The 24,377-nt window shown below is 50.9% G+C and carries 19 protein-coding genes and 2 tRNA genes; 13 read left to right on the top strand and 8 right to left on the bottom strand.

What is annotated here, in order from left to right; all coding sequences use genetic code 11:
• Positions 1-3: 3 nt before the first annotated feature.
• Complete coding sequence (locus BQ7117_RS07120; protein ID WP_073996829.1) at positions 4-1,917, top strand: ABC-F family ATP-binding cassette domain-containing protein; 1,914 nt, start codon at positions 4-6, stop codon at positions 1,915-1,917.
• Positions 1,918-1,992: 75 nt separating this feature from the next.
• On the opposite strand, the gene BQ7117_RS07115 is transcribed toward BQ7117_RS07120, so the two are convergent.
• Entirely contained in the window at positions 1,993-3,195 is a 1,203-nt protein-coding gene (locus BQ7117_RS07115; RefSeq protein ID WP_073996828.1) for an ABC transporter permease, read from the bottom strand.
• Positions 3,195-4,175, bottom strand: a complete 981-nt coding sequence (locus tag BQ7117_RS07110; RefSeq protein ID WP_073996827.1) for an ABC transporter ATP-binding protein — start codon at positions 4,173-4,175, stop codon at positions 3,195-3,197. Before BQ7117_RS07110 ends, BQ7117_RS07115 begins: the two co-directional genes overlap by 1 nt.
• A gap of 189 nt (positions 4,176-4,364) precedes the next feature.
• On the opposite strand from BQ7117_RS07110, the gene BQ7117_RS07105 reads away from it, so the two are divergent.
• From BQ7117_RS07105 to BQ7117_RS07060, 10 genes are all read left to right on the top strand, one after another.
• Positions 4,365-4,435: transfer RNA gene (locus tag BQ7117_RS07105), tRNA-Gln, on the top strand.
• A gap of 32 nt (positions 4,436-4,467) precedes the next feature.
• Positions 4,468-5,517 (top strand): NTP transferase domain-containing protein, encoded by a 1,050-nt coding sequence (locus BQ7117_RS07100; RefSeq protein ID WP_073996826.1) that lies wholly within the window; start codon positions 4,468-4,470, stop codon positions 5,515-5,517.
• Positions 5,518-5,585: 68 nt separating this feature from the next.
• Positions 5,586-6,566 (top strand): ribose-phosphate diphosphokinase, encoded by a 981-nt coding sequence (locus tag BQ7117_RS07095; protein ID WP_073996825.1) that lies wholly within the window; start codon positions 5,586-5,588, stop codon positions 6,564-6,566.
• Between the two features lie 277 nt (positions 6,567-6,843).
• Positions 6,844-7,461: a 50S ribosomal protein L25/general stress protein Ctc gene (locus BQ7117_RS07090; protein WP_073996824.1), complete on the top strand. Its 618-nt coding sequence runs from the start codon at positions 6,844-6,846 to the stop codon at positions 7,459-7,461.
• A gap of 88 nt (positions 7,462-7,549) precedes the next feature.
• On the top strand, positions 7,550-8,137 hold the full coding sequence (gene pth / locus BQ7117_RS07085; RefSeq protein ID WP_073996823.1) for an aminoacyl-tRNA hydrolase: 588 nt from the start codon (positions 7,550-7,552) through the stop codon (positions 8,135-8,137).
• Positions 8,138-8,253: 116 nt separating this feature from the next.
• Positions 8,254-11,814 carry a transcription-repair coupling factor gene (gene mfd, locus BQ7117_RS07080; protein ID WP_073996822.1) on the top strand — a complete coding sequence of 1,187 codons (3,561 nt, stop codon included), beginning with the start codon at positions 8,254-8,256 and terminating at the stop codon, positions 11,812-11,814.
• A 307-nt stretch (positions 11,815-12,121) separates the two neighbouring features.
• Complete coding sequence (gene eno / locus BQ7117_RS07075) at positions 12,122-13,402, top strand: phosphopyruvate hydratase (protein WP_073996821.1); 1,281 nt, start codon at positions 12,122-12,124, stop codon at positions 13,400-13,402.
• A gap of 98 nt (positions 13,403-13,500) precedes the next feature.
• Positions 13,501-14,271: an FtsB family cell division protein gene (locus BQ7117_RS07070; protein ID WP_073996820.1), complete on the top strand. Its 771-nt coding sequence runs from the start codon at positions 13,501-13,503 to the stop codon at positions 14,269-14,271.
• The gene (locus BQ7117_RS07065; protein WP_073996819.1) at positions 14,268-14,825 is read left to right on the top strand and encodes a DUF501 domain-containing protein; all 558 of its coding nucleotides are present in this window, start codon (positions 14,268-14,270) and stop codon (positions 14,823-14,825) included. The genes BQ7117_RS07070 and BQ7117_RS07065 overlap by 4 nt, the downstream gene beginning before the upstream one ends.
• Positions 14,803-15,840, top strand: coding sequence for a Ppx/GppA phosphatase family protein (locus BQ7117_RS07060; RefSeq protein ID WP_237563075.1), 1,038 nt, complete (start codon positions 14,803-14,805; stop codon positions 15,838-15,840). The genes BQ7117_RS07065 and BQ7117_RS07060 overlap by 23 nt, the downstream gene beginning before the upstream one ends.
• 73 nt (positions 15,841-15,913) lie before the next feature.
• Here BQ7117_RS07060 and nhaA read toward each other — a convergent pair whose 3' ends face one another.
• Complete coding sequence (nhaA, locus tag BQ7117_RS07055) at positions 15,914-17,158, bottom strand: Na+/H+ antiporter NhaA (RefSeq protein WP_084790008.1); 1,245 nt, start codon at positions 17,156-17,158, stop codon at positions 15,914-15,916.
• Positions 17,159-17,452: 294 nt separating this feature from the next.
• On the opposite strand from nhaA, the gene BQ7117_RS07050 reads away from it, so the two are divergent.
• Positions 17,453-17,526, top strand: a tRNA-Leu gene (locus tag BQ7117_RS07050).
• Positions 17,527-17,780: 254 nt separating this feature from the next.
• On the opposite strand, the gene BQ7117_RS07045 is transcribed toward BQ7117_RS07050, so the two are convergent.
• From BQ7117_RS07045 to BQ7117_RS07025, 5 genes are all read right to left on the bottom strand, one after another.
• The gene (locus BQ7117_RS07045; protein ID WP_073996817.1) at positions 17,781-19,568 is read right to left on the bottom strand and encodes a choice-of-anchor M domain-containing protein; all 1,788 of its coding nucleotides are present in this window, start codon (positions 19,566-19,568) and stop codon (positions 17,781-17,783) included.
• A 205-nt stretch (positions 19,569-19,773) separates the two neighbouring features.
• Positions 19,774-21,006 (bottom strand): galactokinase, encoded by a 1,233-nt coding sequence (gene galK / locus BQ7117_RS07040; RefSeq protein WP_073996816.1) that lies wholly within the window; start codon positions 21,004-21,006, stop codon positions 19,774-19,776.
• Entirely contained in the window at positions 21,003-21,776 is a 774-nt protein-coding gene (locus BQ7117_RS07035; RefSeq protein ID WP_073996815.1) for an amino acid ABC transporter ATP-binding protein, read from the bottom strand. Before BQ7117_RS07035 ends, galK begins: the two co-directional genes overlap by 4 nt.
• Positions 21,777-21,789: 13 nt before the next feature.
• Positions 21,790-22,446, bottom strand: coding sequence for an amino acid ABC transporter permease (locus tag BQ7117_RS07030; RefSeq protein ID WP_073996814.1), 657 nt, complete (start codon positions 22,444-22,446; stop codon positions 21,790-21,792).
• Between the two features lie 107 nt (positions 22,447-22,553).
• Positions 22,554-23,369, bottom strand: coding sequence for an amino acid ABC transporter substrate-binding protein (locus tag BQ7117_RS07025; RefSeq protein ID WP_073996813.1), 816 nt, complete (start codon positions 23,367-23,369; stop codon positions 22,554-22,556).
• 162 nt (positions 23,370-23,531) lie between these two features.
• Between BQ7117_RS07025 and dcd the strand changes: the two genes are divergently transcribed.
• Positions 23,532-24,119 carry a dCTP deaminase gene (gene dcd, locus BQ7117_RS07020; protein ID WP_073996812.1) on the top strand — a complete coding sequence of 196 codons (588 nt, stop codon included), beginning with the start codon at positions 23,532-23,534 and terminating at the stop codon, positions 24,117-24,119.
• Positions 24,120-24,377 lie beyond the last annotated feature (258 nt).

Raw genomic sequence — 24,377 nt, 5'->3', positions numbered from 1 at the left:
CCTTTGGCACATCTTCTCGATCTGGATAATCTCGCTATCGCGCTGGGATCTCGCCCTATTCTGGCTGGCGTCAATCTTTCCCTCCAAGATGGCGACCATATTGGGGTGGTGGGCCCGAACGGGGGCGGGAAATCCACCTTGGTAAAAATGCTTACTGGCGAATTGCGTGCGGATAGCGGCCGCGTCACTCGCGCGGGATTTACGCGAATCTCCTATTTACACCAGCAAGATAATTTACCAGATACGGAACTGGCTGGGAGAGTGATTCATCCCGGAAAAGAGGTCTACGAGTGGGCATCTGACCCGCGTATTCGCCGCCTACATCAGGGGTTGTTGGCGGATGTGGATCTGGAACGCCCTATTAGCACTCTTTCCGGTGGCCAGCGCCGCCGAGTGGATTTAGCGGCTACTCTAGTTAAGCCTGCAGAAGTATTGGTACTCGATGAGCCGACTAATCATTTAGATATCGAAGGCGTCACTTTTCTCGCCCACTATCTACAGCAAGAATTTCCGCCGCATAAGGGAGCTCTCGTAGTTATTACACACGATAGATGGTTCTTAGATGCAGTTTGTAGCCGCATCTGGGAGGTGATTCCCGGGAACGACGGCGTGGGTGGCTTAAATCCCCAACCGGGCAAAGTAGCCGAGTATGAAGGTGGATATGCAGCCTATATTCTACAGCGCGCAGAACGAGCTCGGATTGAAAGAGTGCAGGAAGAAAAACGGCGTAATTTATTGCGTAAAGAATTGGCGTGGTTGCGCCGAGGTGCGCCGGCGCGTACTGCTAAGCCCCGCTTCCGGGTGGAAGCCGCCAATGAGTTAATTGCTGAAGAGCCTCCTCCACGCGATAGCCTCGAATTAGCGAAGATGGCTACGGCGCGGCTGGGTAAAGATGTAATCGATCTATTGGCGGTAGATTTTTCTTGGCCAGAATCTGCGCAAAAAGTGCTCTCTGATGTGACTTTGCGGTTAAAGCCGGGAGAACGCATCGGAATTTTAGGGAAAAACGGTGCCGGTAAGTCTTCGCTGCTCGGGCTGATGAATGGCACCTTGCAGCCACAGCAAGGAAAAGTAAAAATTGGGCAGACAGTAGCCTTAGCTACCCTTTCCCAGCATACACGCGAGCTAGCGGAGGTAGAGCAGAAAAGAGTGCTCCCCGCGGTAGAAGAAGTAGCTCGCGTGGTGCGGGTGGGAAAACGGGAACTAAAAGCTAGCCAGCTTCTCGATATGTTGGGATTTACCCGGGAACGAGCTTGGACGCCGGTGGCAGAACTTTCCGGGGGAGAGCGCCGCCGTCTCCAGCTGTTGCGTTTACTTATGCAAGAGCCGAATGTGTTGCTGCTCGACGAACCCACCAATGATTTAGATACCGATACGCTAACGGCGGTAGAGGATTTACTTGATTCTTGGCCGGGTACGCTCGTAGTGGTATCGCACGATAGGTATCTTTTAGAGCGAGTGACGGATAGGCAAATAGCGGTAATTGACGGGGCGGTGCGCGATTTACCCGGTGGGGTAGATCAATATCTGCAGTTGCGAGCCGAACAGACAGAGGCAGAAAATTTGCCAACTGCTAAATCTGTAGCTGGGGAGCATAAGATATCCGAAGAGAATAAAGCGGCGGCGGCGAATAATACGAGTGAGCAGCTAACAAGTTCTGAGCAGGAACGCCGCGCTCGCAAAGCGATGGCGCGGGCGGAGCGGAAAATGCAAAAGCTACAGCAGGAGAAAACGCAATTGGGTGCGCACCAGACGCAGTTGGCGCTGGCGGGAGAATATGCAGAATTGGCCGAGATTGGGCGGCAAATTGCGCAACTAGAAACCGAGTTAGCGGAGCAAGAAGAAGCTTGGCTAACAGCGGCTAGCTGGGCAGAGGAAGTTAGCGGAGCAAGAAGAAGCTTGGCTAACAGCGGCTAGCTGGGCAGAGGAAGTTAGCGGAGCTTAGAAAGCTCATAAGGCTTAGAGAGTTAAAGCTCAGGAAGCCCGTAAGGCTTAGGAAGCCCGTAAAACTTCGGTAATTTTTACGCGTTTTCCGGTGTGCAGAATCGAGCGTTCATAGATTTTGCCAGCGAGAGATGCTAAGAGCGGAATAGAAATAATTCCCAGCCCAGCGGCCAAAGCAATTTCCCAGGTGCTAATTCCTCCGTAGGCTTGCCGGGCGGGAATTAAGAAAGATGAGAAACCAGGGATATAGGAGAGAATCTTCGTCACTATCCATTCCGGGCGCGCGGGTACCAGAAACATTCCGACGTAGAAAGGAATTATGGCGCTGAAAGTAAGCGGGCTGACGACGGCGGGGAGATCTTCCTGGCGGGATACGGTGGCTGCTAGCCCTCCACTTAAAGAGGTGAACACTAAGAAGCCAATGGTCGACCAGAGGAAGAGGGAGAAAAGTATGGAGCCAATCGGTACCATCCCCAGCATTCCCGCAATTTTTAAGGACACTAAAATAGTCAATGCGTAAAGAAGTATCTGCGTGAGCACGAAGCTGCCGATTCCCAGTATTTTTCCGAGCAATAGACGCCGCGGTGGAATAGAGCTGAGCAGAATCTCTACTATGCGGGATTGTTTTTCTTCTACGACTCCATTGGCAATAGTGCTAAGGCCAGTAACTATGCTCATAAGGAGCAGGATAGTTACACCAATTAATCGTATGTACCCCACGGGGTTATCTTCGGCCTTGGTATTATCGCTTTCCTTTACTATCTCTATAGCCGGATTAGCATTGGCGAAAAGGCGTTCCTGAGCAGCGGTATCTAAAGAGAGTTGGGAAATCTGCGTGCCGGAGAGGCGCTGTTTAATCTGCTCCACCCAGTATTCATTTTGACCATCATTTTCATACTGGTAAACGCGGGGGCTTTCCGGAGTGCCCCCGAGCGCAAAGACTGATCCTTCTGCTTGTTTTATTTCTTCCTTAAGCCAAGTGGCCGGGGCAGTGCCGCTGGGGAGAATCTGCGCTGCGAACACTGCATCGGCGGTGAAAGCAGCTTGATATTCTTGCATTTCCGGAGCTATCCCGATCACTGCGTGTGGAGAAGCTGCTCCTGCTTCTGCTTTTGTGGCGGCGGAGTTGAGGAGAATTTTTCCGACTACTCCCGCAGCTAAAAGGAGGACGATTAAAAAAAGCGTGCCGATGATTTGCGCTTTTGAGCGCACCAGCATCATATATTCGCGTTTAATAATATGGATAAGCATTATTTTCTCCTTAAGCGGCGGAAAAATGAAGATTTTTGATTCGGCTGCGCTGCAGTGGCAGGGGCGGGATTATTTTCCGGCACCACATTGGCAAATAGCTCATTGAGATGTTGGCGGTGCGGAGCGAAACTGTGTACTGCACCTGCCTCTAAGGAAAGGTGGAGAAGATCTTGGTCAGTTATCGCTGCGGGAAGAGTGACGCGTAGTATCCCATCGGAAAGCTGTGTTACTTCGGTTATTCCGTGCTCTGGCAGGGCGGCAGTTAGAGCCGCGGGATCGCTGATGGCAATGTCGTAAATTGCTTTTTCCCCACTGCGGAGTTCTTCGACCGTGCCGGAGGCTACTATCTTTCCAGCCGTACAAATCCCCACCCGGTCGCAAATTCGCTCTACTAAATCTAGCTGGTGGGAAGAAAAAATTACGGTAGCGCCGCCGGCGGCTTTCTCCTTTAGCACTCGCGTCATTTCCGTCACTGCCAGTGGATCTAGGCCGGAAAAAGGCTCATCGAGCACTAAAACTTGTGGATCGTGTGTGAGCGCGGCAGCTAGTTGTACCCGCTGCTGATTACCTAAAGAGAGTGCTTGTACTTGGTCGTTCCAGCGGCCCGCTACTCCGAGCCGCTCTAGCCAATAGTGAGCGGCAGCGTCGGCAGCTTTCTTATCGAGCCCATGCAAGAGTGCGAGATAGGTAATTTGCTCGCCTACTTTCATGCGCGGATAGAGTCCGCGTTCTTCGGGCATGTAGCCAAAATTTTGTCGCTGGGAAAAAGTAATTTCTTTTCCTCCTAAGCAGGCGGTGCCACTATCGGCTTGTAGTACGCCCAAGATGATGCGCATGGTGGTGGTTTTTCCTGCTCCGTTTGCTCCTACGAAGCCAAATAATTCTCCGCTCTGAGCGGTAAAACTCATTCCTCTTAGGGCCCGTACTTTTCCGAAAGATTTATGTAAATCATTTACGGTAAGCGTATTGGCAGTATTCATTTTCTGCCTTTCTACAGTTAGCTTGCACTAGTCATCATTTACTCTAATGGATAAGGGGGGGAGAAAAATATAAGCGGAGAGTGGGAGGGCTCACAGCGGTGCAGATAGGGCGATTCACCCCACATATTTACGAAAAATAAATATTTAATTGGCAATGCGCCAGTCGAGATGGCAGAATATCTAGAGTATTCCGCCATGGTGTAATGGCAGCACGCGGGTCTTTGGAACCCTCAGTCTAGGTTCGAGTCCTAGTGGCGGAGCGAAGCCGCCGAGCAGCTTTACAGGAGGGGTTGTGGCAGCAGAAAATTCGCTTAGCGCAGCAATTATATTAGCTGCCGGCAAAGGCACCCGCATTAAATCTCAAACTCCAAAAGTGCTGCTAGAGATGTGTGGGCGGAGTTTACTTGGGCACGCATATGCGGCAGTGGCCGGCTTAAATCCAGATTTTTGCGTATTTGTGGTACGCCATGAAAAAGAAAAAGTAGCTGCTCATATAGCGGAAATTGCGCCACAGGGAATAATTGCAGAGCAAGATGCCGTAAAAGGTACGGGGCGCGCCGCTTGGTGTGGTATGCAGGCGTTGGCAGCAGATTTACAGGGGCCGGTGCTAATTTTGGCGGGTGATTCGCCGATGTTCAGCACCGAAGCCTTGGCAGAGTTGCTCGCTGCGCACAGTGGGAAAGCCGTTACAGTGCTCTCTACTGTGGTAGAAAATCCGCATGGCTACGGGCGAATTCTGCGGGAAGCGGGAGAAATAGTAGGCATTGTCGAGGAAAAAGATGCCACAGTGGAGCAGAAAGAAATCTGTGAGATAGCTACTTCTACATATGTATTTGACGCTGCATTCCTCCGCGAGGCGCTAGCTACTTTAGGCACTGATAATGCGCAAGGCGAAATGTACTTGACGGATGTGGTAGCGCGAGCAGCTGCGAGTGGGCGCGGCGTCGGCTCCTATGTATTGGCTGATTCGGTGCAGGCCGAAGGGGTAAACGATTTAGTGCAGCTAGCTGGTTTACGGAAAGAGAAAAATGCGCGCATTCTCGATAAGTGGATGCGCTCGGGAGTATCGATAGTAGATCCGCTTTCTACTTGGATAGATGCGCAGGTGCAGCTAGCGCCAGATGTGCGCATTGAACCGAATACGATTTTACGTGGAAATACGCAAGTGGCAGAGTTTACGCGGTTAGGTCCGAGTAGCGATTTGCGTAATGTGCAAGTGGGAGCTTATTGCCACCTTCCCTATACCGTAGCGGATACGGTAGAAGTTCCCCCGCACACCCAGGTAAATCCTTTTACGGTCTTATCTTCTAAAAGGCCGATAATAAAAGGAGAAACAGAGTAGGCTGAAGTAGGCCGCTCTGAGTGCGGCTTACTGATTCGTAACATCAGGAACGAGGAGTAATACGCGCTATGACGGGATTGCATACCAACGGTAGAAAGCATCTGGTATTGGCTACCGGGCGAGCTCATCCAGAATTGGCAACACAGGTGGCGCAGGAATTAGGAATAGAGCTGCTCCCCGTCACCACGTATGATTTTGCAAATTCGGAAATTTATGTGCGTTTCGACGAATCAGTGCGCGGTACTGACGTCTTTATTATGCAATCGATAACCGATCCGGTGAATAAGTGGATCGTGGAGGCGCTTATTATGGTGGATGCCGCCAAGCGCGCTTCTGCAAAGCGAATTACCGTGGTGCTTCCCTCCTACCCCTATGCTCGGCAAGATAAAAAGCACAAAGGGCGGGAACCAATATCGGCGCGTCTTATGGCTGATCTTTTCAAGACGGCAGGTGCGGATCGGATTATGTCGGTGGATTTGCACGCGGCGCAGACGCAGGGTTTCTTCGACGGTCCGGTGGATCACCTCTGGGCGATGCCTACTCTGGTGGAATATGTGCGCACGCGGATTGATATTAAAAATGCGGTAGTCGTATCTCCGGATGCTGGGCGGATAAAAGTGGCTGAGCAGTGGGGGAAGCGGCTCGGTGGAGTGCCTTTGGCTTTTGTGCACAAGACTCGAGATATCTCGCGCCCCAACCAAGCAGTCGCCAATCGAGTAGTAGGCGATGTGAGTGGGCGTACTGCGGTAATAGTAGACGATTTAATCGATACTGCCGGCACAATTGAAGGGGCTGTGGGTGTAGTCCTAGCAGCGGGAGCAAAAGATGTAATCGTCGCGGCTACGCACGGGGTGCTTTCTCATCCGGCTTCGCGCCGGCTTTCCGAATGCGGAGTGCGCGAAGTGATAGTCACCGATACTCTGCCTATTGGAGTAGATAAGCGCTTTGCCCAGCTAACTATTTTGCGCATCGCTCCGGTGCTGGCAAATGCAATAAAAGAAGTCTTTAACGACGGTTCAGTCACCTCACTTTTTGACGGCGCTTTCTAGGGCGAGGTTTTCTCTAGGGCGAGCTGCTGGCGGTTTAATCTGGCGCTGGGCGGACATCCGGCACGGGATGCATATTTGACGTTATACGTATAAAAACTGCGCAGGAATGTGAGCTTTTTCGGTGCGCTTTCTTTTTGGCGCGGGGAGCCGTAGAATTTTTACTGCCTCGGCGAGGGATAGCGAAATAGCTTTCCGTGATCGACGCGGCGGGTCTGCCCTTCTCGTAAGATCAGGCCTCCGCAGTGAGGCGTCTGTAAAGTACTATGAAGGAGCAAAAATGGCAGACGTAGTTTATGCAAGCACTCGCACTGAATTCGGCAAAGGCGCTTCGCGCCGCTTGCGTGCCGCTGGTCGTACCCCGGCTGTAGTATACGGATTCGGTGAAGCCCCCGCGCATATTCATTTCGATGCGCACGATATTTTCCTCGAAGTGCGGGGCAACGCAAATGCGCTAATTAAAATTGATTTAGATGGTAAAGAGCAGTTGGCGCTGGTGAAAGATGTTCAGCGTAACCCACTTTCGCGCATTATTGAACACATTGATTTGCTGCGCGTAAAGGCAGATCAGAAGGTGGAAGTGGAAGTTCCGGTAGTGGTAGAAGGAGAGCCTTTAGGTGCTGCTATTGCTACGGTGGATTTGCTGAATGTATTGCTAATGGCTCCGGCCACGGCTATTCCCGAAGCTATTACCATCAATGTGGAGGGAGCCGAAGACGGCACCATCATCCGCCTCGCCGATGTGGAATTCCCCGCCAATGTGGAAGCAATGGAAGATCCCGATACCACGGTAGTAACTATTGCTATACCGACTGTGGAAGAATTGCCGGCTGCGGAAGAAGCTACTGAAGAAGCGGCAGAAGAGCCAGCAGCTGCAGAAGAAGAAGCTGCGGAGTAAGACCGACTGAAAATTTAACTTTGGGGGTCAATCGGAAGATTGACCCCCAAAGTTGAAATAACGAAAAAATAAGCAAAAAGAGGTGTAGGTGTATATCGCAGTAGGCCTGGGAAATCCAGGTGCGCAATACGAGCTCACGCGGCACAATATCGGGCACATGGTGATTGAAGAATTAGCGCGCCGCGCTGGCACAAATCTCACCTTGCAGCGCCCCACTTCTACCCGGAATGCTTCGGTGCGCTTAGGGCTCGCACCCGGCTGCGCAGGAGTGCCAGTGCTCTACGCCGTCACTACTTCTTTTATGAATATATCGGGCGGGCCGGTAAAATCTTTGCTCAGCTATTTTTCGGAAAAGCCAGAAAATTTGTTGGTGATTCACGACGATTTAGATTTGGCTTTCGGGCGGCTGCGCTTAAAACGAGGCGGCGGCAGCGGCGGGCATAACGGTTTGAAATCGATTACGCAATCGCTGGGAGAAAAAAACTATATGCGGCTGCGCTTTGGAATAGGCCGCCCGCCTGGGCGCCAGGATCCGGCAGATTACGTATTAGGAAAATTCTCTCGCACGGAGCAAGCAGAGTTAGATTTGCTTATTTCTGAGGCTGCAGATGCCGTGGAGGATGTATTTCGCAATGGTTTAGAGGCAGCGCAGCTGCGTCTTCATACCGCGCAGTGAGATAATAGCGGCTGGTTAGCTAAGTAAAATAATAACTTGCTCGCTAGCTAGTAAGATATAGGCATCTCGAGTAGATAAAAATCGGCAGAGAACAGCAAATTAGCAGAGAGTAGCAAATGATTTTAACTCCGCTTTTACAATTCTTAGCGCCTGCTGAACTTTTAGAAAATACGGCAGCTGCTACGGCGCAAATAGGTATGCCGCGGGGTGCCTTTCCGGCAGTAATCGCTAAACTGGCGGCCGCGGAAAATATCGCCGAAAATGATACCGAAGATAACGGCGAAAACAGCGCTGATAATAGCGGTGAAGATAACGCCGAGCCGCCCTTACAGGTAGTAATTACTCCCGCTGAGTATGAAGCAGAAGAATTAAAGACCGCTCTAAGTGCCTATTTACCGCCGGCAGCAATTGATATTTTTCCAGCTTGGGAGACACTCCCGCACGAGCGGCTTTCTCCGCGCGCCGATACGGTGGCACGCCGTTTACGCCTATTGCGCCGGCTGGCGCACCCCGAAGAATTCCCTCCGCTGCGCGTATTGATTATGCCGGTGCGGGCGCTGCTGCAGCCGATTGCGGCGGGGTTGGGGCAGATGCGCCCACTATGGCTAAAAATTGGGGATTACTGCGATTTAGGCCAGCTGCAGGAAGATTTAGTGAATGCGGCTTATACGCATGTGGATATGGTGGAAGAGCGCGGGCAATTCGCCGTTCGCGGTGGCATTATCGATATCTTTCCGCCGGCGGAAGCACACCCGCTGCGAATAGATTTTTTTGGCGACGAAGTAGAAGATATTAGGAGCTTTTCCATAAGCGATCAGCGCTCCTTAGAACAAGTAGCAGAGCTATATGCCCCGCCGTGCCGAGAAATTTTACTTACTGACGAAGTGCGTTCACGTGCGGCACAGGCAATGGAAAAATTGCCGGGTGCGGTGGATATGCTAGATAAAATTGCCTCGGGAATTGCCGTCGAAGGGATGGAATCACTGCTGGCGGTGCTCACGGATAAATTAATTTCCGTAGTGGCAGAGCTGCCAGCGGATAGCCGGATTTTAGTATTAGAGCCAGAGCGCACGGCGGCGCACGCGCAGTCACTTCTAGATACCACAGCCGAATTTTTGACTGCCGCTTGGGCGGCAGCAGCTGCCGGCGGAGAACTCCCTATTGAAGTAGATAACGCCTCCTTTTGGACTTTAGAAAAAGTACAGGAGTTGGCACAGCAGCGTAACTTGGCGTGGTGGGAGCTAGGAGGGCTCGCGGGGGAGACTCTCAATCAAATGGCCCTGCGCGAAGTGAAGAATTTTTCCGGAAAAGTGGAGGCTGCTTTTCAGGAATTACGAGAAAAGACGCGCGCGCAGTGGCAGATAGTGCTGAGTGTAGAGAGTAAAGGCCTGGGGAAGCGGCTATTCGAGCAGCTGGCCGAAGCAGAGATTCCGGCGCGCCTAGCGAAAGATTTAGGAGAAATAACTCCCGGAATAGTACATATCGTGCTGGCTCCCGGGCATACCGGCTGGGTGGCGGAAACGAATCGCTTTGCCCTTATCACGGGTGATGACTTAGTTTCCCGCTTCCGCGATCGGAAAACTGGCCGGCGGGCTCTGCCGGCGCGGCGGAAAAAATCGGTAGATCCGCTCGCCCTGCATCCGGGAGATTATGTGGTGCATGAGTATCACGGCGTCGGGCAATTCCAGAAATTAGTGAAGCGGGCAATCGGCGGTGATGGTCCTTTGCGGGAATACGTGGTGTTGGAATACGCTGCTTCTACGCGAGGTGGGCCGCGCGATCAACTGTGGGTTCCCACTAATCAGTTGGATTTGGTGAGTAAGTATACCGGTGGCGAGAAGCCCAAGCTCAGCAAAATGGGTGGCACGGATTGGAAGAAGACGAAGGCGCGCGCGAAAGCGGCCGTGCGCGAAATAGCTAAAGAGTTGATTCGCCTTTATGCGCAGCGGCGTGCTACGCGCGGCTATGCTTTTAGCCCCGATACTCCCTGGCAGCAAGAATTAGAAGAAGCCTTTGAATTCGTAGAAACTGCCGATCAGTTGCAGGCGATTGAAGAAGTAAAGCGAGATATGGAATCTCTCGAGCCGATGGATAGGCTCATATCGGGAGATGTAGGGTATGGCAAGACGGAGATTGCTGTGCGCGCTGCTTTTAAAGCCGTACAGGATGGTAAACAGGTAGCGGTATTGGTGCCCACCACTCTGTTGGTGCAGCAGCATTTAGAAACTTTCCGGGAGCGCTATGCGGGATTCCCCTTGCGCGTAGAAGCTCTTTCGCGTTTTCAAAGTGAAAAAGAGAGTGCCGAGATAAAGGCCGGTCTGCACAGTGGAAAAGTAGATGTGGTGATAGGTACCCATAAGTTACTTACGGGAGATGTGCGCTTTAAGGATTTAGGATTGGTGGTTATTGACGAAGAGCAGCGTTTCGGGGTGGAGCATAAAGAGACCCTGCAGCAGCTCTATCCGGCGGTAGACGTCTTGGCAATGTCTGCCACCCCGATTCCGCGCACTTTGGAAATGGCCGTCACGGGGATTCGACAGATGTCTACTTTGGCTACCCCGCCGGAAGAGCGTCATCCCATTTTGACTTATGTGGGAGTGCAAGATTTTAAGCAAATAAAAGCAGCGATTCGGCGGGAGCTACTGCGTTCTGGGCAAGTGTTCTATATTCACAACCGGGTGCAGAGTATCAATAAGACGGCGAGTAAATTGGCGGAGCTGATTCCGGAGGCGCGTATCGGCGTGGCACACGGGAAAATGAGCGAATATCAGCTGGAAGAGGTAATTCAAAAGTTTTGGTACAAAGAGATTGACGTGCTGGTGTGCACCACTATTGTGGAAACAGGTTTAGATATCTCCAATGCCAATACTCTCATCGTAGAAAACGCGCATAAATTTGGACTTTCGCAGTTACATCAGCTACGAGGGCGCGTGGGAAGAGGCAGAGAAAGAGCTTATGCTTATTTCCTCTATCCGCCGGATACTTCTTTGACGGAGACTTCTTTAGAAAGATTGCGCACTATTGCCACCCATACGGAGCTAGGCGCCGGATTCCAGGTAGCGCTAAAAGATTTAGAGATTCGAGGTGCAGGTAATTTATTGGGAGGTCAGCAGTCGGGGCATATTGCCGGCGTAGGTTTCGATCTCTATATTCGCTTAGTTTCCGAAGCAGTAGCGCAACTTACTGGGCAGAAAAAAGCGGCGGCAGCAGAGCGCGATATTCGCATCGAGCTGCCGGTAGAAGCCTATGTGCCGGAAAGCTGGGTAGCAGCGGAGCGATTGCGGTTGGAGATTTATAGCAAAATTGCTCATACGGATAGTGCTGCAGCGCGCGAAAATGTGCGTGAAGAGCTAGAGGATCGATATGGAGCCTTGCCATTAGCAGTGCAGCGGCTTTTTTCTTTGGTGGAGCTCCGAGAATTAGCGAAAGAAGCCGGAGTGGAAGAAATTTCCTTGCGCGGCAATAATTTGCGCTTCGCGCCGGTGGTCTTAAGTGATTTTCGCCAGGCACGCTTAAAGCGGCTCTACCCTAAGGCAATAGTGAAGACGGCAGTGCGGGTGGTGCTAGTGCCGCTCCCCGAGGTGCGCGAATTAGATGCGGAGCCGCACCTTTTTGAAAACGAAGAAATACTGGATTACGCTGCCCAGTTTTTACATGCGATATTAATAGCCGAATAGGGTGCGAACTAGGGAGCGTTAGGCTACGAGCTAGGGAGTGAACTGGGCTACGAGCTAGGGAACGAGCTGGGCGGCGAATTGAGGAGCGAACTAGGTGACGGTTAAATATAAGCAACTAGGTGAGCGCAGAGTGTGGGAACTAGAACATTACCGCGAAAAAGACCGCTAGAGATACCAATTTTTTCTATTTAGTAGGATAATAGAGTAGAGCTGTGCAGCGCAGAAGCGCGAGGAGCCGCTAGTGGCTCTGCTGCCCCGCCGGGGCGGTAAGCAGCTTGGTTGTGTCCACCTACTTTAAGGAGTCCATGTGGCAAGCATCGAGGCCGTAGCCTCTCGCGAAATTCTTGATTCCCGCGGTAACCCCACTGTTGAAGTTGAGGTACTGCTTGATAACGGCGTATTTGCCCGTGCCGAAGTGCCCTCTGGTGCTTCCACCGGTGCTTTCGAAGCGGTAGAGCGCCGCGACGGAGATAAATCTCGTTACCTTGGTAAAGGTGTAGAAGAAGCCGTAAATGCGGTTACAGAAGTAATTGAACCAGAAATTCTTGGTTATTCCGCCACTGATCAGCGTCTTATTGATCAGGCTTTAATTGATCTAGACGGTACGGTAAACAAAGGCAAGATTGGTGCGAACGCCATTTTGGGTGTTTCGTTGGCAGTAGCTAAGGCAGCTGCGCAATCGGTAGGTCTGCCACTTTTCTCTTATTTGGGTGGCCCGAATGCACATGTATTGCCGGTACCGATGATGAATATCTTGAACGGTGGATCCCATGCGGATTCCAACGTAGATATTCAGGAATTCATGATTGCCCCGATTGGAGCTCCGAGTTTCCGGGAAGCTCTGCGCTGGGGTTCCGAAGTGTACCACGCTTTGAAGTCGGTACTGAAAGAGCGGGGTCTCTCCACTGGTCTTGGTGATGAAGGTGGCTTCGCTCCGAATCTGGAATCGAATGCGGCAGCTTTGGATTTGATTTGTGAAGCTATCGAGAAGGCAGGCTTGGAGCCCGGTGCCGATGTGGCTCTCGCTCTCGACGTCGCTTCCACCGAATTCTTCACCGAAGGCGGCTACCGCTTCGAGGGAGAAATTAAGTCCACGGAATACATGGTGAATTTCTATGAGCGCCTAGTAGCCGATTATCCGTTGGTATCTATCGAGGATCCGCTTTCGGAAGATGAGTGGGATGCCTGGGTAAGCCTGACGGCAGAACTTGGCGATAAGGTACAGCTGGTTGGCGACGATCTCTTCGTAACCAATCCAGAGCGTCTGCACAAGGGCATTGAAATGGGAGCAGCAAATGCACTGCTGGTGAAGGTAAACCAGATTGGTACCCTCACCGAAACCTTTGATGCTGTAGAAGCTGCCCACCGGGCTGGCTTCAAGACTATGACTTCGCATCGTTCGGGCGAAACGGAAGATACCACTATTGCTGATTTGGCAGTAGCCACCAACTCTGGCCAGATTAAGACCGGTGCGCCGGCACGTGGCGAGCGGGTGAATAAGTACAATCAGCTGCTGCGTATTGAAGACGAGCTAGTAGATGCGGCTGTTTATGCTGGCCGTTCTGCTTTCCCGCGTTTCAAGAAATAAGGCTAAAAAATAGTTAAAAGAATACACGGGAGGGGTCCAGCGGGCTCCTCCCGTGTGTATAGTTACGGAACATTTATTCGATTAGTTAGACTTGCAGCATGACTTCCCGTCGTCCCTATTCCCGTTCTGCCGCTTCTGGTAAACAGCGCTCAGCTCCGCGCCGTGGAGTGCGCGCGGGCGTACCTGCGCCGAAAAAACCGGGTAATGCGAAAGCGGGAAAGGGGAAAAATGCGGTGCCGCCGCGCCGTCCACCGAAAGCTGGGGAAGTGCATTCCGGTAATTCTTCCCAACCGGGGTTGGCGCAGCGTCTAGGTAATGATTGGAATGTGGTCTTAAAAGGAGAAGGGAAGACCCGGCAATTTTCGCTGCGTTTAGCTTTTATTGTGATTACGGTGATGCTTTCGCTCGTGATAGTGGCTAATCCCTTGCGCACATTTATCTCTCTGCAGGAAGAGAAAAGAACTCTGGCTGCTACTTTGCAGGAGCATACGGCGCGGGAAAAAGAACTACGTAATGAAATCGCGCTTTGGAAAAATCCAGTTTTTGTGCAGGCACAAGCGCGGGAGCGAATTGGCTACGTGCTCCCGGGGCAGACTCTCTATGTGGTAGAGCAGAAAAAGGCGCAAGATGGGGAGACAGCTGCTGCTGAAAGAATAGAAAAAATGCGGAAAGATCGCTTAGCGGCCACGCCTTTTTATTTGACTATGTGGGAATCTCTTCAGCTCGCTGGGGGAGTTGCTAAGAGCGATGCCGATAGTGATGGAAAAACTACCGATTTAGAAGATACTCCAATATTGAAAATGCCAGACGGGAAGACGTCAGAAGGGAAAACATCAGAAGGGAAAACATCAGAAGGGAAGACCGGATGAAGATTGCTATCCCTCAGCTTTCGCTCGAGCAGCTGCGGCAAATTGCCCCGGCTGCTTCTCTAGCTACGGAAGCAGATAGAGAAATTTTACGCCAACAGTTAGGGCGTATTCCGCGCGGTCTAGTGGGAATAGCGGCTCGATGTTGCTGTGGTAATCCGGCCGTCACTATTACCTATCCACGCTTGGAAGATGGCAGCCCTTTTCCCACTACTTTCTATCTCTCACTTCCATCTTTGGTGAAAGAAATATCTCGAATAGAGAGCACCGGCGGTATGGAAGCGATGAATGAAGAGCTGAGGGTTAATGAAGAACTAGCCACGCAGTATCGCCACGCACATGAAATCTATGTGCAAAGGCGGGAGCTTATGGAAGAAGTACCGGAAATAGCGGGAAAATCGGCTGGCGGTATGCCGGATAGAATAAAATGCTTGCACGCCTTGGCTGGTTATGCGCTCGCAGTGGGAGCAGGAATATGTCCATTTGGAGATAGAGCCTTACAACAAGCTGGTTGGGATACCAAGATTTGCCGCTGTGGGGCAGCAGCGCGCAACTAGAAAAATTTCGGAGCGGAGTGGCAAGCTAGTACTTGTGAAAGTTGCAGGAATTGATTGTGGCACTAATTCGATACGTCTACTTATCGGTAGCGTAGATGCCAAACAGGGAAAAATAACTGATGAGCTGCGGCGCATGGAAATAGTGCGCCTAGGAGCTGGGGTAGATAGCACGGGGCGTTTTGCGCCAGCAGCTTTAGCGCGCACCCTAGATGCAGTAGCAGATTATGCAGCAGAATGCCGCCGGCGAAAGGTAGAATCGATTCGTTTTGCCGCTACTTCTGCTACGCGCGATGCGGAAAACAGAGAAGAATTTATTGCCGGGGTATATCGCCGATTAGGTGTATATCCGCAGGTATTGAGTGGAGAACAGGAAGCAACTTTTTCTTTTCAAGGGGCACTCTCTGCTCTTCCTATTGCAGAAATTCCCCCGCGTCTACTCACAGTAGATCTAGGGGGCGGTTCTACGGAATTTACCCTCGGTACGGCAGCAGGAGAAGTGCAGGCGGCGGTGTCGATGAATATCGGTTCAGTGCGGATGCGCGAGCGGCATTTACATTCGGATCCACCTACCGCGGCAGAAATAGCGGCGGCTAGGGCAGATGTGCAAAGAGCTCTTGATGCAGTGGAAGCAAAAATAGATTTTACCGCGGCTGCGGCGGTAATTGGCCTGGCCGGCACAGTCACTTCGCTTACGGCTTTCGCGCTGCAGCTGCCTAACTATGACCCCGCACGTATTCACGGGAGTGCTTTGCGCATTGCAGAGATTTCTGCGGCGGCAGAATGGTTTCTTCAGGCCACACCGGCAGAGCGGCGGCAGTTGGGATTTTTACACCCAGGGCGAGTAGATGTAATCGCTGCAGGCGCCTTGGTATGGCAAGAAATAGTGCGCCGGATTGCTGCGCGCACCGCCGATAGTGCTACCCCTGTGCGCGAAATAATTACTTCAGAACACGATATTCTAGATGGTTTAGCGCTGTGGGCGGCTCGCCAGCCGCAAAAACCAGCTCGTATTTAGAGTTAGTTCTGCCCACAGTTAGCTAACTGTGGGCAGAAAATTTTCTAACAAATAGGAAACTATATAAGAATCTCTACTGATAGCTTTGCTGAGAAGTGCGGATATCTGTCTTATCGGCGATACGCATTCTGTAGTGGCCGCGCAGTTTCGTGGCCGCGCCGCCTACTACAGCAGAGATTAAAGTACCTGCAAGCACGGCCACTCGGGCATGAGCACTTTCTGCTGTTCCAGGCGTGAAAGAAAGGGTGGCGATGAGCAGAGAAACTGTAAAGCCGATGCCTGCTATTAAAGAAATCGGCATAATATCGTAGAGATTTATCGTATTTTCTAGTCGGAGGGGGAAGACCTTCGTCATAATAAATACTCCGCAGGTAATACCCAAGAACTTTCCGAGGGGGAGTCCTAGATAGACGCCTTCTGCAATTGGGTCGGAGAGCATATCGAATACGCCGCCGGTATCAACTACGTTTACTCCGGCAGCAAAGAAAGCGAAAATAGGTAGGACGAAACCGGCGGAAAGGAATTCCAATTTTTCGGTGAAGACGCGCGTCAGGGAGCTATCTTCGCGCGTGCGCTGCTTTGCCGGCACGGTGAGGCCGAGAGCTACTCCGGCAATAGTGGCGTGGATTCCGGAGAGGTGCATGAAATACCAGGCGAGAATACCGAGTGGTACCAATATGTACCAGTGGGTGATGCGTTTCTGTACTAAGAAACCAAATAGCGCAATCACCAGTAAAGAAGCTCCGAGGAACAGGAAGTTTAGGTCAGTGGCGAAGAATATGGCAATTAGTATGATGCCTAGTAAATCATCTACCACCGCCAAGGTCATTAGGAAAGTGCGGGCGGCCGGAGGGAGCCCTTTTCCGAACAGGCTGAGGACGGCGAGAGCAAAAGCAATATCTGTGGCGACGGGGATGGCCCAACCTCCGTAGTTAGGAGTAGCAGAGAGCATTTGGACTATTAGATATACGCCGATGGGGCCGAGCATTCCGCAGACCGCGGCTAGCATAGGTACTAGTGCTTTGCGGATATCGCGCAGAGATCCGATGGTGAATTCTTCTTTTAGCTCCAAGCCCACTACAAAAAAGAAAATAGCTAGCAGACCGTCGGAGGCCCAGGCGGAAAGTGAAAGATTTAGATGTAGAGCTGCGGGCCCGAAAGTGGTGGAGGCGAAAGTGGCATAAGCTGCGCGCCCGCCTGCCGCCGGGAAATTTGCCCAAATTAAAGCAATTACAGCGCCAATAATTAATACTAGGCCGGCCATAGTCTCATTTTCCAAGGAATGCCGATACCGTTGCAGTATATTTCTATGCGCCATAATTGCCTCTATTCTGAGTATTGGTTGACCAATTACATTCTGCTTAATCTTACTTTGATTAGGAGCGGAATAGTAAATAAATCCTATAGGTTAAATCGTACTGACATTTCTAGGGCGGAGCGCGAAAAGAAAGTGGGAAGTAAGATAGATAACCTTTTCTTTTTTGCAGAGAGTTGGCTTCTAATTTTATATCGCAGAAAATACTGCTAAACTTAGCAGGTGTTGCTCAGTGCAGTTATTTTTAGGTAGCTAGGAATAAGGCGAGCAATTGCTTCGCTGGCAGTGCCGGCAAGCGCCCCCATAGCCCAATCGGCAGAGGCAGCAGACTTAAAATCTGTCCAGTGTGAGTTCGAGTCTCACTGGGGGCACCCCTTAAAACGGCTTAAACAAGCGGAAAAGTCGAAACGGAACACTTTCAAAACTGCCCGTGCATGCCCTATGCATGACACAGAAATGAAAATCTTTCCATATTAAACACATACCGCGCGCGCGATTTAGCCTATAAACTTGTATATGCGTGGGGTGGGTAATGCCCGACGATATATCTTATTTATCGTGATTTATATTAAATCCATGTGTGAATTTAGCAAATACGCTATACAAGATAGTTGCGGTTTTCCTGCTATTTTTTAATTAGAAAGCGCCTGGATTTCCAAGTATTGAGAGTAATTCCGCAGCTAAGAATAAGCAGTAAAGCTCCGAGTAATCCCACGAAAGTACCTCCGCTCTGTGGAAGGAAGCCTGCTATCTGAGCGGTGCTGGGAGCCGCATTTGTAAGCGCTTCTGCTGGAGCTGCGGTAGCAGTGGGCAGAGAAGAACCGTCTTTTTGCGCTAAATCTTTACCAGGAGTAAAGAGAGTAGAACTATCTATACCACGGTGCTGATCCGTATTTGCCGGCGAGCCCGTGCCGCTAAGGTCTGTTTCGGCAGTTATTTTTCCCACTACCCACGTATAGGTAGCAACATTGGAGAGGGAGGATGTGCGAGAGGCAGCCATTGAATCTGGCTGGGCAGAAGTGGAAGCAGCGGGAAGATTAGATGCGAGGGCAGTGGAAGTGGAATCTACTGCGAGTTGGGTGTTCTTATCTAGGGGTACTCCGCTGGCTTGTACCCGCATTTTATAGGTGCCCGGTTTAGTAAAATACCAGTTGGCGTGCGCATGGCCGAGCATTTTTTGGGAAATTTTTTCTCCCGCACGCAGCTCTAGAGCTCCTGATTGGAGTAAAGGTTGGGCTTTTCCGAACCCAGTGCCGAATAAGTAGACTTTTCCGGGGCCCGTTATCTCCAGAAAATTAATATCTACACTTTGGAAAAAATTACGGGCGGCGCCGCTGTCCCAGCCAGGCCAAAGTAGATTAGGCGCTGCGCTCGAGGGGAAAAATTCTGGCAAGAGATATCCGCTTTCTTCCCCAAGTTGCGTTCGCAGATATTGCAGAGGCTGCCAGCGGGCAGCTTCTCTTACGTGCAGCTCCGTATCTTCTGGTCGGCGAATCGTGCTTGCTCCGGAAGCGTCGGTAATATCTTCTTTGAGATTTAACTGGAGTTTCCCGCCGGGAGCCTCGATATTAAATACATCGAGGTGCCCTCTTTCTAAAATAGTTTTAGCGGCTTGTGGATTACTTGGGTCGATTTCTGGTGTGGGCAGCGGATTGCTGGGATTATCTGGGGTAGTCTCCGGCAAATTTGGGCTCGGATTTTCGCCGGCATTATCCGTTCCTTCTGTATTTCCCGCCGCGGGAGTTTTCTCTGCGACCCAGGTGTAGGTGGCCGGCGGAGAGCTAATCTCTTGCCCGTTTTCAGTAATTCCTACTGCTTTCACCTGCATCTTATACGTGCCAGCTTGGGAGAATACCCAGGTGGCGTGGGTGTGGCTGCGTGCAGATATCTCTAATTCACTGCCGTTTTCAATATAAAATTTTCCAGCTGCCAGAAAGGGCTTAATAGTGCCTTGGAGGGTTTGCCGGAAAATAGCAATACTTCCGGGGCCGCTCACTTCGGTAAATTGCAGTTTTACACTCTCAATTCCCGCCTGAGTGTAATCATTGGCGGCCCAGCCGGGCGTCATCATATCGGCAGCTATTCCCGGGGTTAAATAGCCAGATTTTTCGCCGCCCGGCAGATTGAAATCCGCTACGTCGGTGGTGTACCAGTCTGCCCCCATTTTCAGAAGTGCAGATTCTGCTGTGCGTACCACCCCCTGCCCGGTAATGTCTTCTTTAATTCCCAGCTGTAGGCCGGTGGAATTTCCCCATACATAAAATACGTCTAAATGCCCTTTACGTAATACGGTAGGCTGCGTGACTATATTTTCCCCGCTTGCTTGGGCGGGTACTAAGAATCCGGCCCAGAGAGTTCCGCCTAAAGCACAGATTAAAAGAGATATGAGTAGCGAGATTCGCTTTTTGCTCATTGTATTCTTTACTCCCTATTTAGACTGAGAATAGTTATCATTAAACTACAAGAAAACTATATCTCTTTCGGAACGATAAGCAAATAGCGCGGAGAAAGAGCAGTGAGCGAGCAGGTAGCAAGCGAGCAGGTAGCAAGCGAGCAGGTAGCAAGTGAGCAGGTAGCAAGGAATAAGTAGGGAACGGTGAGGTAGGTGTGCAGGTTTCTTAGGCTACGCGCTCTGCACCTTGGCTCGGATAAGCTAAGAGAAAAGCCGGAGCACTGTAACCGCGCCAAGCAAAAGTTTCCGCAATTTTTTCGGCGCACATTTCCACGCGCTCTCTTTCCAGCAAGGCAATTGCAGCTCCGCCAAATCCACCCCCGGTGAGGCGAGCTCCGTATGCTCCATTCGCCAAAGCTATCTCTACCGCCGTATCCAGCTCGGGAATAGATACTTCAAAATCGTGGCGCAAAGAAATATGCGATTTTTGCATAGCTTCTCCTAGTCGCCGCCAATCTTCTTGTTGTAAGTAGCTAATAGCTTCTTGCGTATGGGAAATTTCGCTAAATACGTGATGTACACGCCGGCGGACGATATTTTTCCATTCGGCACTTCCATACCCCGTTGGCACATTCTGCTCCGCCCATTCTTCGGCTACTGCCAGCGGTTCGGATACCGTTCGCAAGTACGGCTGGCCGGCGTAAGCGGTTACAGCGTCAATCACTTGCCGGCGGGAACTGTACTGCCCATCGCGTAAAGAATGCGGTATGCCGGTGTCGATTACTAAAATAACTAGACCTGCTGCCTGCAGTGCACAAGGAATTTGCTCATAGCTGCCTTGCGCAAAATCAATCGCCAGTGCGTGCTCTACCTGGCCGAGCAAAGAAATATGCTGATCGATACCGCCGGTCGGTGCGCCCGCCACTTCATTTTCGGCGCGCTTCGTGCTGGCAATAAGGGGAATTCTTTCGGTCTCTGTGAGCGAGTGGCCGCTAATAATTTCTTGGGCAGCCAAGGCAGCTGAGCAACCCAGCGCGGCAGAAGACGAGAGCCCTCCTCCAATCGGCACTTCCGAATAGAGAGCTAAATCGAAGCCCTGCCCGGGCCCTAATGCTGTCCACACTGCACCTACTACATAGCTTGCCCAGTTATCTGGATTGCGTAACCCTACTTCGGAAGTGGGAATTTCTACTAGCTGCGGTTCCCCGCCAGGGCTCACTACTCGGTAGATGCCAGCGTCATTAGGGGAAGCTGCTAAATAGGCTCGCTCCGCTAAAGCAAAAGGCAGGCATATTCCTCCGGCGTAGTCTACGTGTTCGCCAATTAAATTAGCTCGCCCCGGGGCAGCCCAAACTCCCTGCGGTTGATAGTTATAAGTCGCTTGAAAGAGGTGCTGCGCTGCAGCGATACTTTGGTTTGGAGCGGCTTTCGGAAGCCATTTTAGAGAAGTGCGGGTCATGAGTTTTTCTGCTCAGATTCTCCGCGCAGTTTAGTAAGGAACTGGATGGTGCGCGGTTGGGTGGGGTTTTTAATTAACTCGCGGGCAGGCCCGGATTCTAGCACGACACCTCCGTCTATAAACAGTGCCGTATCAGCTACTTCTGCGGCAAAATCCATCTCGTGCGTCACGATAACCATAGTCATATTCTCGGCAGCGAGAGCACGAATAATATGGAGAATTTCTCCGGTGAGTTCTGGATCTAAGGCGGAAGTAGGTTCGTCGAAATAAAGCATACGCGGGCGGCGCGCCAGTGCACGCGCAATAGCTACGCGCTGCTGCTGACCTCCGGAAAGCTCACTGGGGTAGGCGTCGGCCTTATCGCTCAGATTCATGCGTTCCAAAAGAGCGAGGGCTTCTTTGCGCACTTCTTCTGGATTGCGTTTTTGTACTTTGCAAGGGGAATCCATCAGATTTCGTAGTACGCTCCAGTGCGGAAAAAGATTAAAATCCTGGAACACTAAACCAAAGTCATGGCGAAAGCGCCGCGGGTCTCCTGTCGATACTTTTTCGCCGTTTTCTTTTTTGAAAGCCTGCTCGCCAAAATAACAGATCTCGCCGTTATCCATTTCTTCAAGAAAAGTGGCGCAGCGCAGAAGAGTAGATTTTCCAGATCCAGAAGGTCCGAGAATGGCTACTACTTCTCCTTCTTCTACGCGCAGCGAAACTCCCTGCAGCACTTTATTGGTGCCGAAGCTTTTTTCCATATTATTAATAGCTAATGCTTCCATAGCAGTTCCTCGCTTAAATATGGTAGACGCCGAGGCGTTTTTCGATTTGGGCCATAAAGGTAGCCACTAGCAGATTGAATACCCAATAAAATACTCCGGCCGCAATAAAAGGCACCATAGTGGCGTGAGCTGCGGCAATCTGCTTAGAAATAGTGAATATCTCCGCGTAGGCAATGGCGAAGGCGAGCGAAGTATCTTTCACCAAGGTGATTACTTCGTTGGTGATAGAGGGTAATACCGTGCGAAACATTTGAGGGAGTTCGATTGATAGAAAAGTGCGAGCACGTGAGTAACCCAGTACGTAGGCAGCTTCGCGTTGCCCGCTGGGGATTGCTTGAAAGCCTCCCCGATAAATTTCGGCGAAGTAGGCTGCGTAATTTATGGCGAAAGCGATTACCACTGCATAAAAACGGTAAGCAGAGCTAATTTGTACGCCGAAAAGGAAATAAGGTCCGAAGTACACCACCATTAATTGCAGCATCAGCGGAGTGCCACGCATAAGAGAGATATAGAACTGCGTGAGCCAGGCCAGCGGTTTTAACCGAGATACTCGCCCACCGTATACAACTAAACCCAGCGGCATAGAAAGCACGAGGGTGAGAGCAAAAATAATTACGGTATTTACTGCTCCGCCTAGCAGTTCCGGCATATAGGTACTTATTAGATCCATAATTTTCTCTTTTTGCTGTAACCGGGCGCGCCCACATGGTTGCAACCTAGGCGCGCCCAGCTACCTTACTACGGTAGAAGTAGGAAAGATTCTGCCTTACTTATGCCTTACTTAGCCGGTTCGTTAATCACCGCATCTTGCAAACCGTACTTTTCCGCCAGTTTGAGGAAGGTGCCATCTCTGCGCATTTCGTCGAGGGTATTCTGCACCTGATCGCGCAGTGCTTCGTTGCCGAGCTTAAAGCCAATTCCGTACTGTTCAGTCTGTAGTTCTGGCTGCATGATGGTGAAAGCACCAGCTTGGCGCTTATCGAGCTGGAAATGAGCCACTCCCAAATCAACTACAATAGCGTCGGCTGCACCCGCTTCGATATTCATAAAAGCGGTGTTGTATTCTGCCACTTCGGTGAGTTCCTTAAAACTCGCCACTAAATCTTTATTCTTTGCATCTTTCAATGCGGCCAGACCTGAGGAATCAGCCTGTACATTTACTACTTTCCCAGCTAAATCTGCCAGAGTTTTAATTCCAGAATCGCTCTTGGTCACGACGACGATGGAATTATCTACATACGGGGAGCTCCAAGTGTATTTATCTTCCCGCCCAGTAAGAGTAAAGCCGTTCCACAGGCAATCTACGGTACCGGAGTTGAGCTCCATATCTTTAGAATCCCAGTCAATAGGCTGCTTTACCAGTTTCCAGCCGTTACGATTAGCTACTTCTTGCGCTAAATCAATATCGAAGCCGACGTAATCATCGCCCTGCTTATAGCCATAGGGTGGGAAATTAGCATCGAAGCCGATGGTGAAAGTATCGCCTTCTGCTTTTCCGGCATTCTTTGCCTTTGAATCATCATTTCCGCAGGACATAAGCGAAAATGCTAATAGTAGCCCAACTCCCAGAGCTAATACTTTTTTCAGTTTCATATTTTTACCTTTTCTATCAACCGCAGGCTGTGCCCGCCTGAGCATAAAAGACTCTTTTAGCCTAACAGTCAAGCTAGAGAGAGGGAAATACAAGAGCTATAAAGAAGCGCATTTCTCATAATTTGATTTCCTAAAAGGCGAAAAAAATGCCAGAATCAAAGGGTGTTACTTTCAGATCGCGATATATACGCATACGTAGAATCCGGGAAAATTTCTTTAGATCCTTGGGATCCGGAAATGGTGCAGCCATCTTCGATAGATATTCATTTAGATAGATATTTTCGTCTGTTCAATAATCACCGCTATGAAGTAATAGATCCAGCGGCGGAGCAGGAAGAATTAACTGCGCTGCTCGAAGTGCCGGCAGATGGCGTATTTGTGTTGCATCCGGGGGAGTTCGTTTTAGGTTCCACTTATGAGCGAATTTCTCTAGCTGCCGATATAGCTGCTCGTTTAGAAGGTAAATCTTCCCTAGGGAGATTGGGTTTACTCACGCACTCTACCGCTGGTTTTATAGATCCCGGTTTCTCCGGGCACGTGACTTTGGAACTCTCTAATACTTCCACTATGCCGATTAAGCTCTATCCCGGCATGAAAGTGGGGCAGTTCTGCTTCTTCCAGCTCTCTTCGCCAGCCCTGCGCCCCTACGGACAAGGAGCAGCTCATTCTCGCTATCAAGGGCAGCGTGGGCCTACCGCTTCGCGCTCATATCTAAATTTTCATCGCGTAGATACTTCGCGCGAGCTCTAGGGGATTTTTACTTCCTCTTTTCGCGCTGGCTCCGCTCTTTTCTCGTTCCAGCTCCGGATAGACCTATTTTACCGATAACTGGCTTTTTGCCGGAGCTTCCTCGCTTCTTCCGCTGGAAGCTCGCACTTAGTTTCACTAGTATGGAGAGGGGATACTGGCAGAAATATCTTCTTATCGGCGTACCGCAGGTGCAGCGCATACCAGTAAAGTGTGCTTTCCGCGGTATACCTCGCCGGTGCAAAAATTTTCGAAGCGCAT

It is taken from the genome of Arcanobacterium urinimassiliense (genome assembly GCF_900119495.1).
Taxonomy (GTDB): domain Bacteria; phylum Actinomycetota; class Actinomycetes; order Actinomycetales; family Actinomycetaceae; genus Arcanobacterium_A; species Arcanobacterium_A urinimassiliense.
This window is presented reverse-complemented; position numbering and strand designations above follow the sequence as displayed.

What these genes read in the sequence shown, in the direction of transcription:
- BQ7117_RS07115 (WP_073996828.1), bottom strand. Translation starts at nt 3,195, where the DNA reads ATGCTTATCCATATTATTAAACGCGAATATATGATGCTGGTGCGCTCA.
- BQ7117_RS07110 (WP_073996827.1), bottom strand. Translation starts at nt 4,175, where the DNA reads ATGAATACTGCCAATACGCTTACCGTAAATGATTTACATAAATCTTTC.
- BQ7117_RS07095 (WP_073996825.1), top strand. Translation starts at nt 5,586, where the DNA reads ATGACGGGATTGCATACCAACGGTAGAAAGCATCTGGTATTGGCTACC.
- BQ7117_RS07090 (WP_073996824.1), top strand. Translation starts at nt 6,844, where the DNA reads ATGGCAGACGTAGTTTATGCAAGCACTCGCACTGAATTCGGCAAAGGC.
- mfd (WP_073996822.1), top strand. Translation starts at nt 8,254, where the DNA reads ATGATTTTAACTCCGCTTTTACAATTCTTAGCGCCTGCTGAACTTTTA.
- BQ7117_RS07070 (WP_073996820.1), top strand. Translation starts at nt 13,501, where the DNA reads ATGACTTCCCGTCGTCCCTATTCCCGTTCTGCCGCTTCTGGTAAACAG.
- BQ7117_RS07065 (WP_073996819.1), top strand. Translation starts at nt 14,268, where the DNA reads ATGAAGATTGCTATCCCTCAGCTTTCGCTCGAGCAGCTGCGGCAAATT.
- nhaA (WP_084790008.1), bottom strand. Translation starts at nt 17,158, where the DNA reads ATGGCGCATAGAAATATACTGCAACGGTATCGGCATTCCTTGGAAAAT.
- BQ7117_RS07045 (WP_073996817.1), bottom strand. Translation starts at nt 19,568, where the DNA reads ATGAGCAAAAAGCGAATCTCGCTACTCATATCTCTTTTAATCTGTGCT.
- galK (WP_073996816.1), bottom strand. Translation starts at nt 21,006, where the DNA reads ATGACCCGCACTTCTCTAAAATGGCTTCCGAAAGCCGCTCCAAACCAA.
- BQ7117_RS07035 (WP_073996815.1), bottom strand. Translation starts at nt 21,776, where the DNA reads ATGGAAGCATTAGCTATTAATAATATGGAAAAAAGCTTCGGCACCAAT.
- BQ7117_RS07030 (WP_073996814.1), bottom strand. Translation starts at nt 22,446, where the DNA reads ATGGATCTAATAAGTACCTATATGCCGGAACTGCTAGGCGGAGCAGTA.
- BQ7117_RS07025 (WP_073996813.1), bottom strand. Translation starts at nt 23,369, where the DNA reads ATGAAACTGAAAAAAGTATTAGCTCTGGGAGTTGGGCTACTATTAGCA.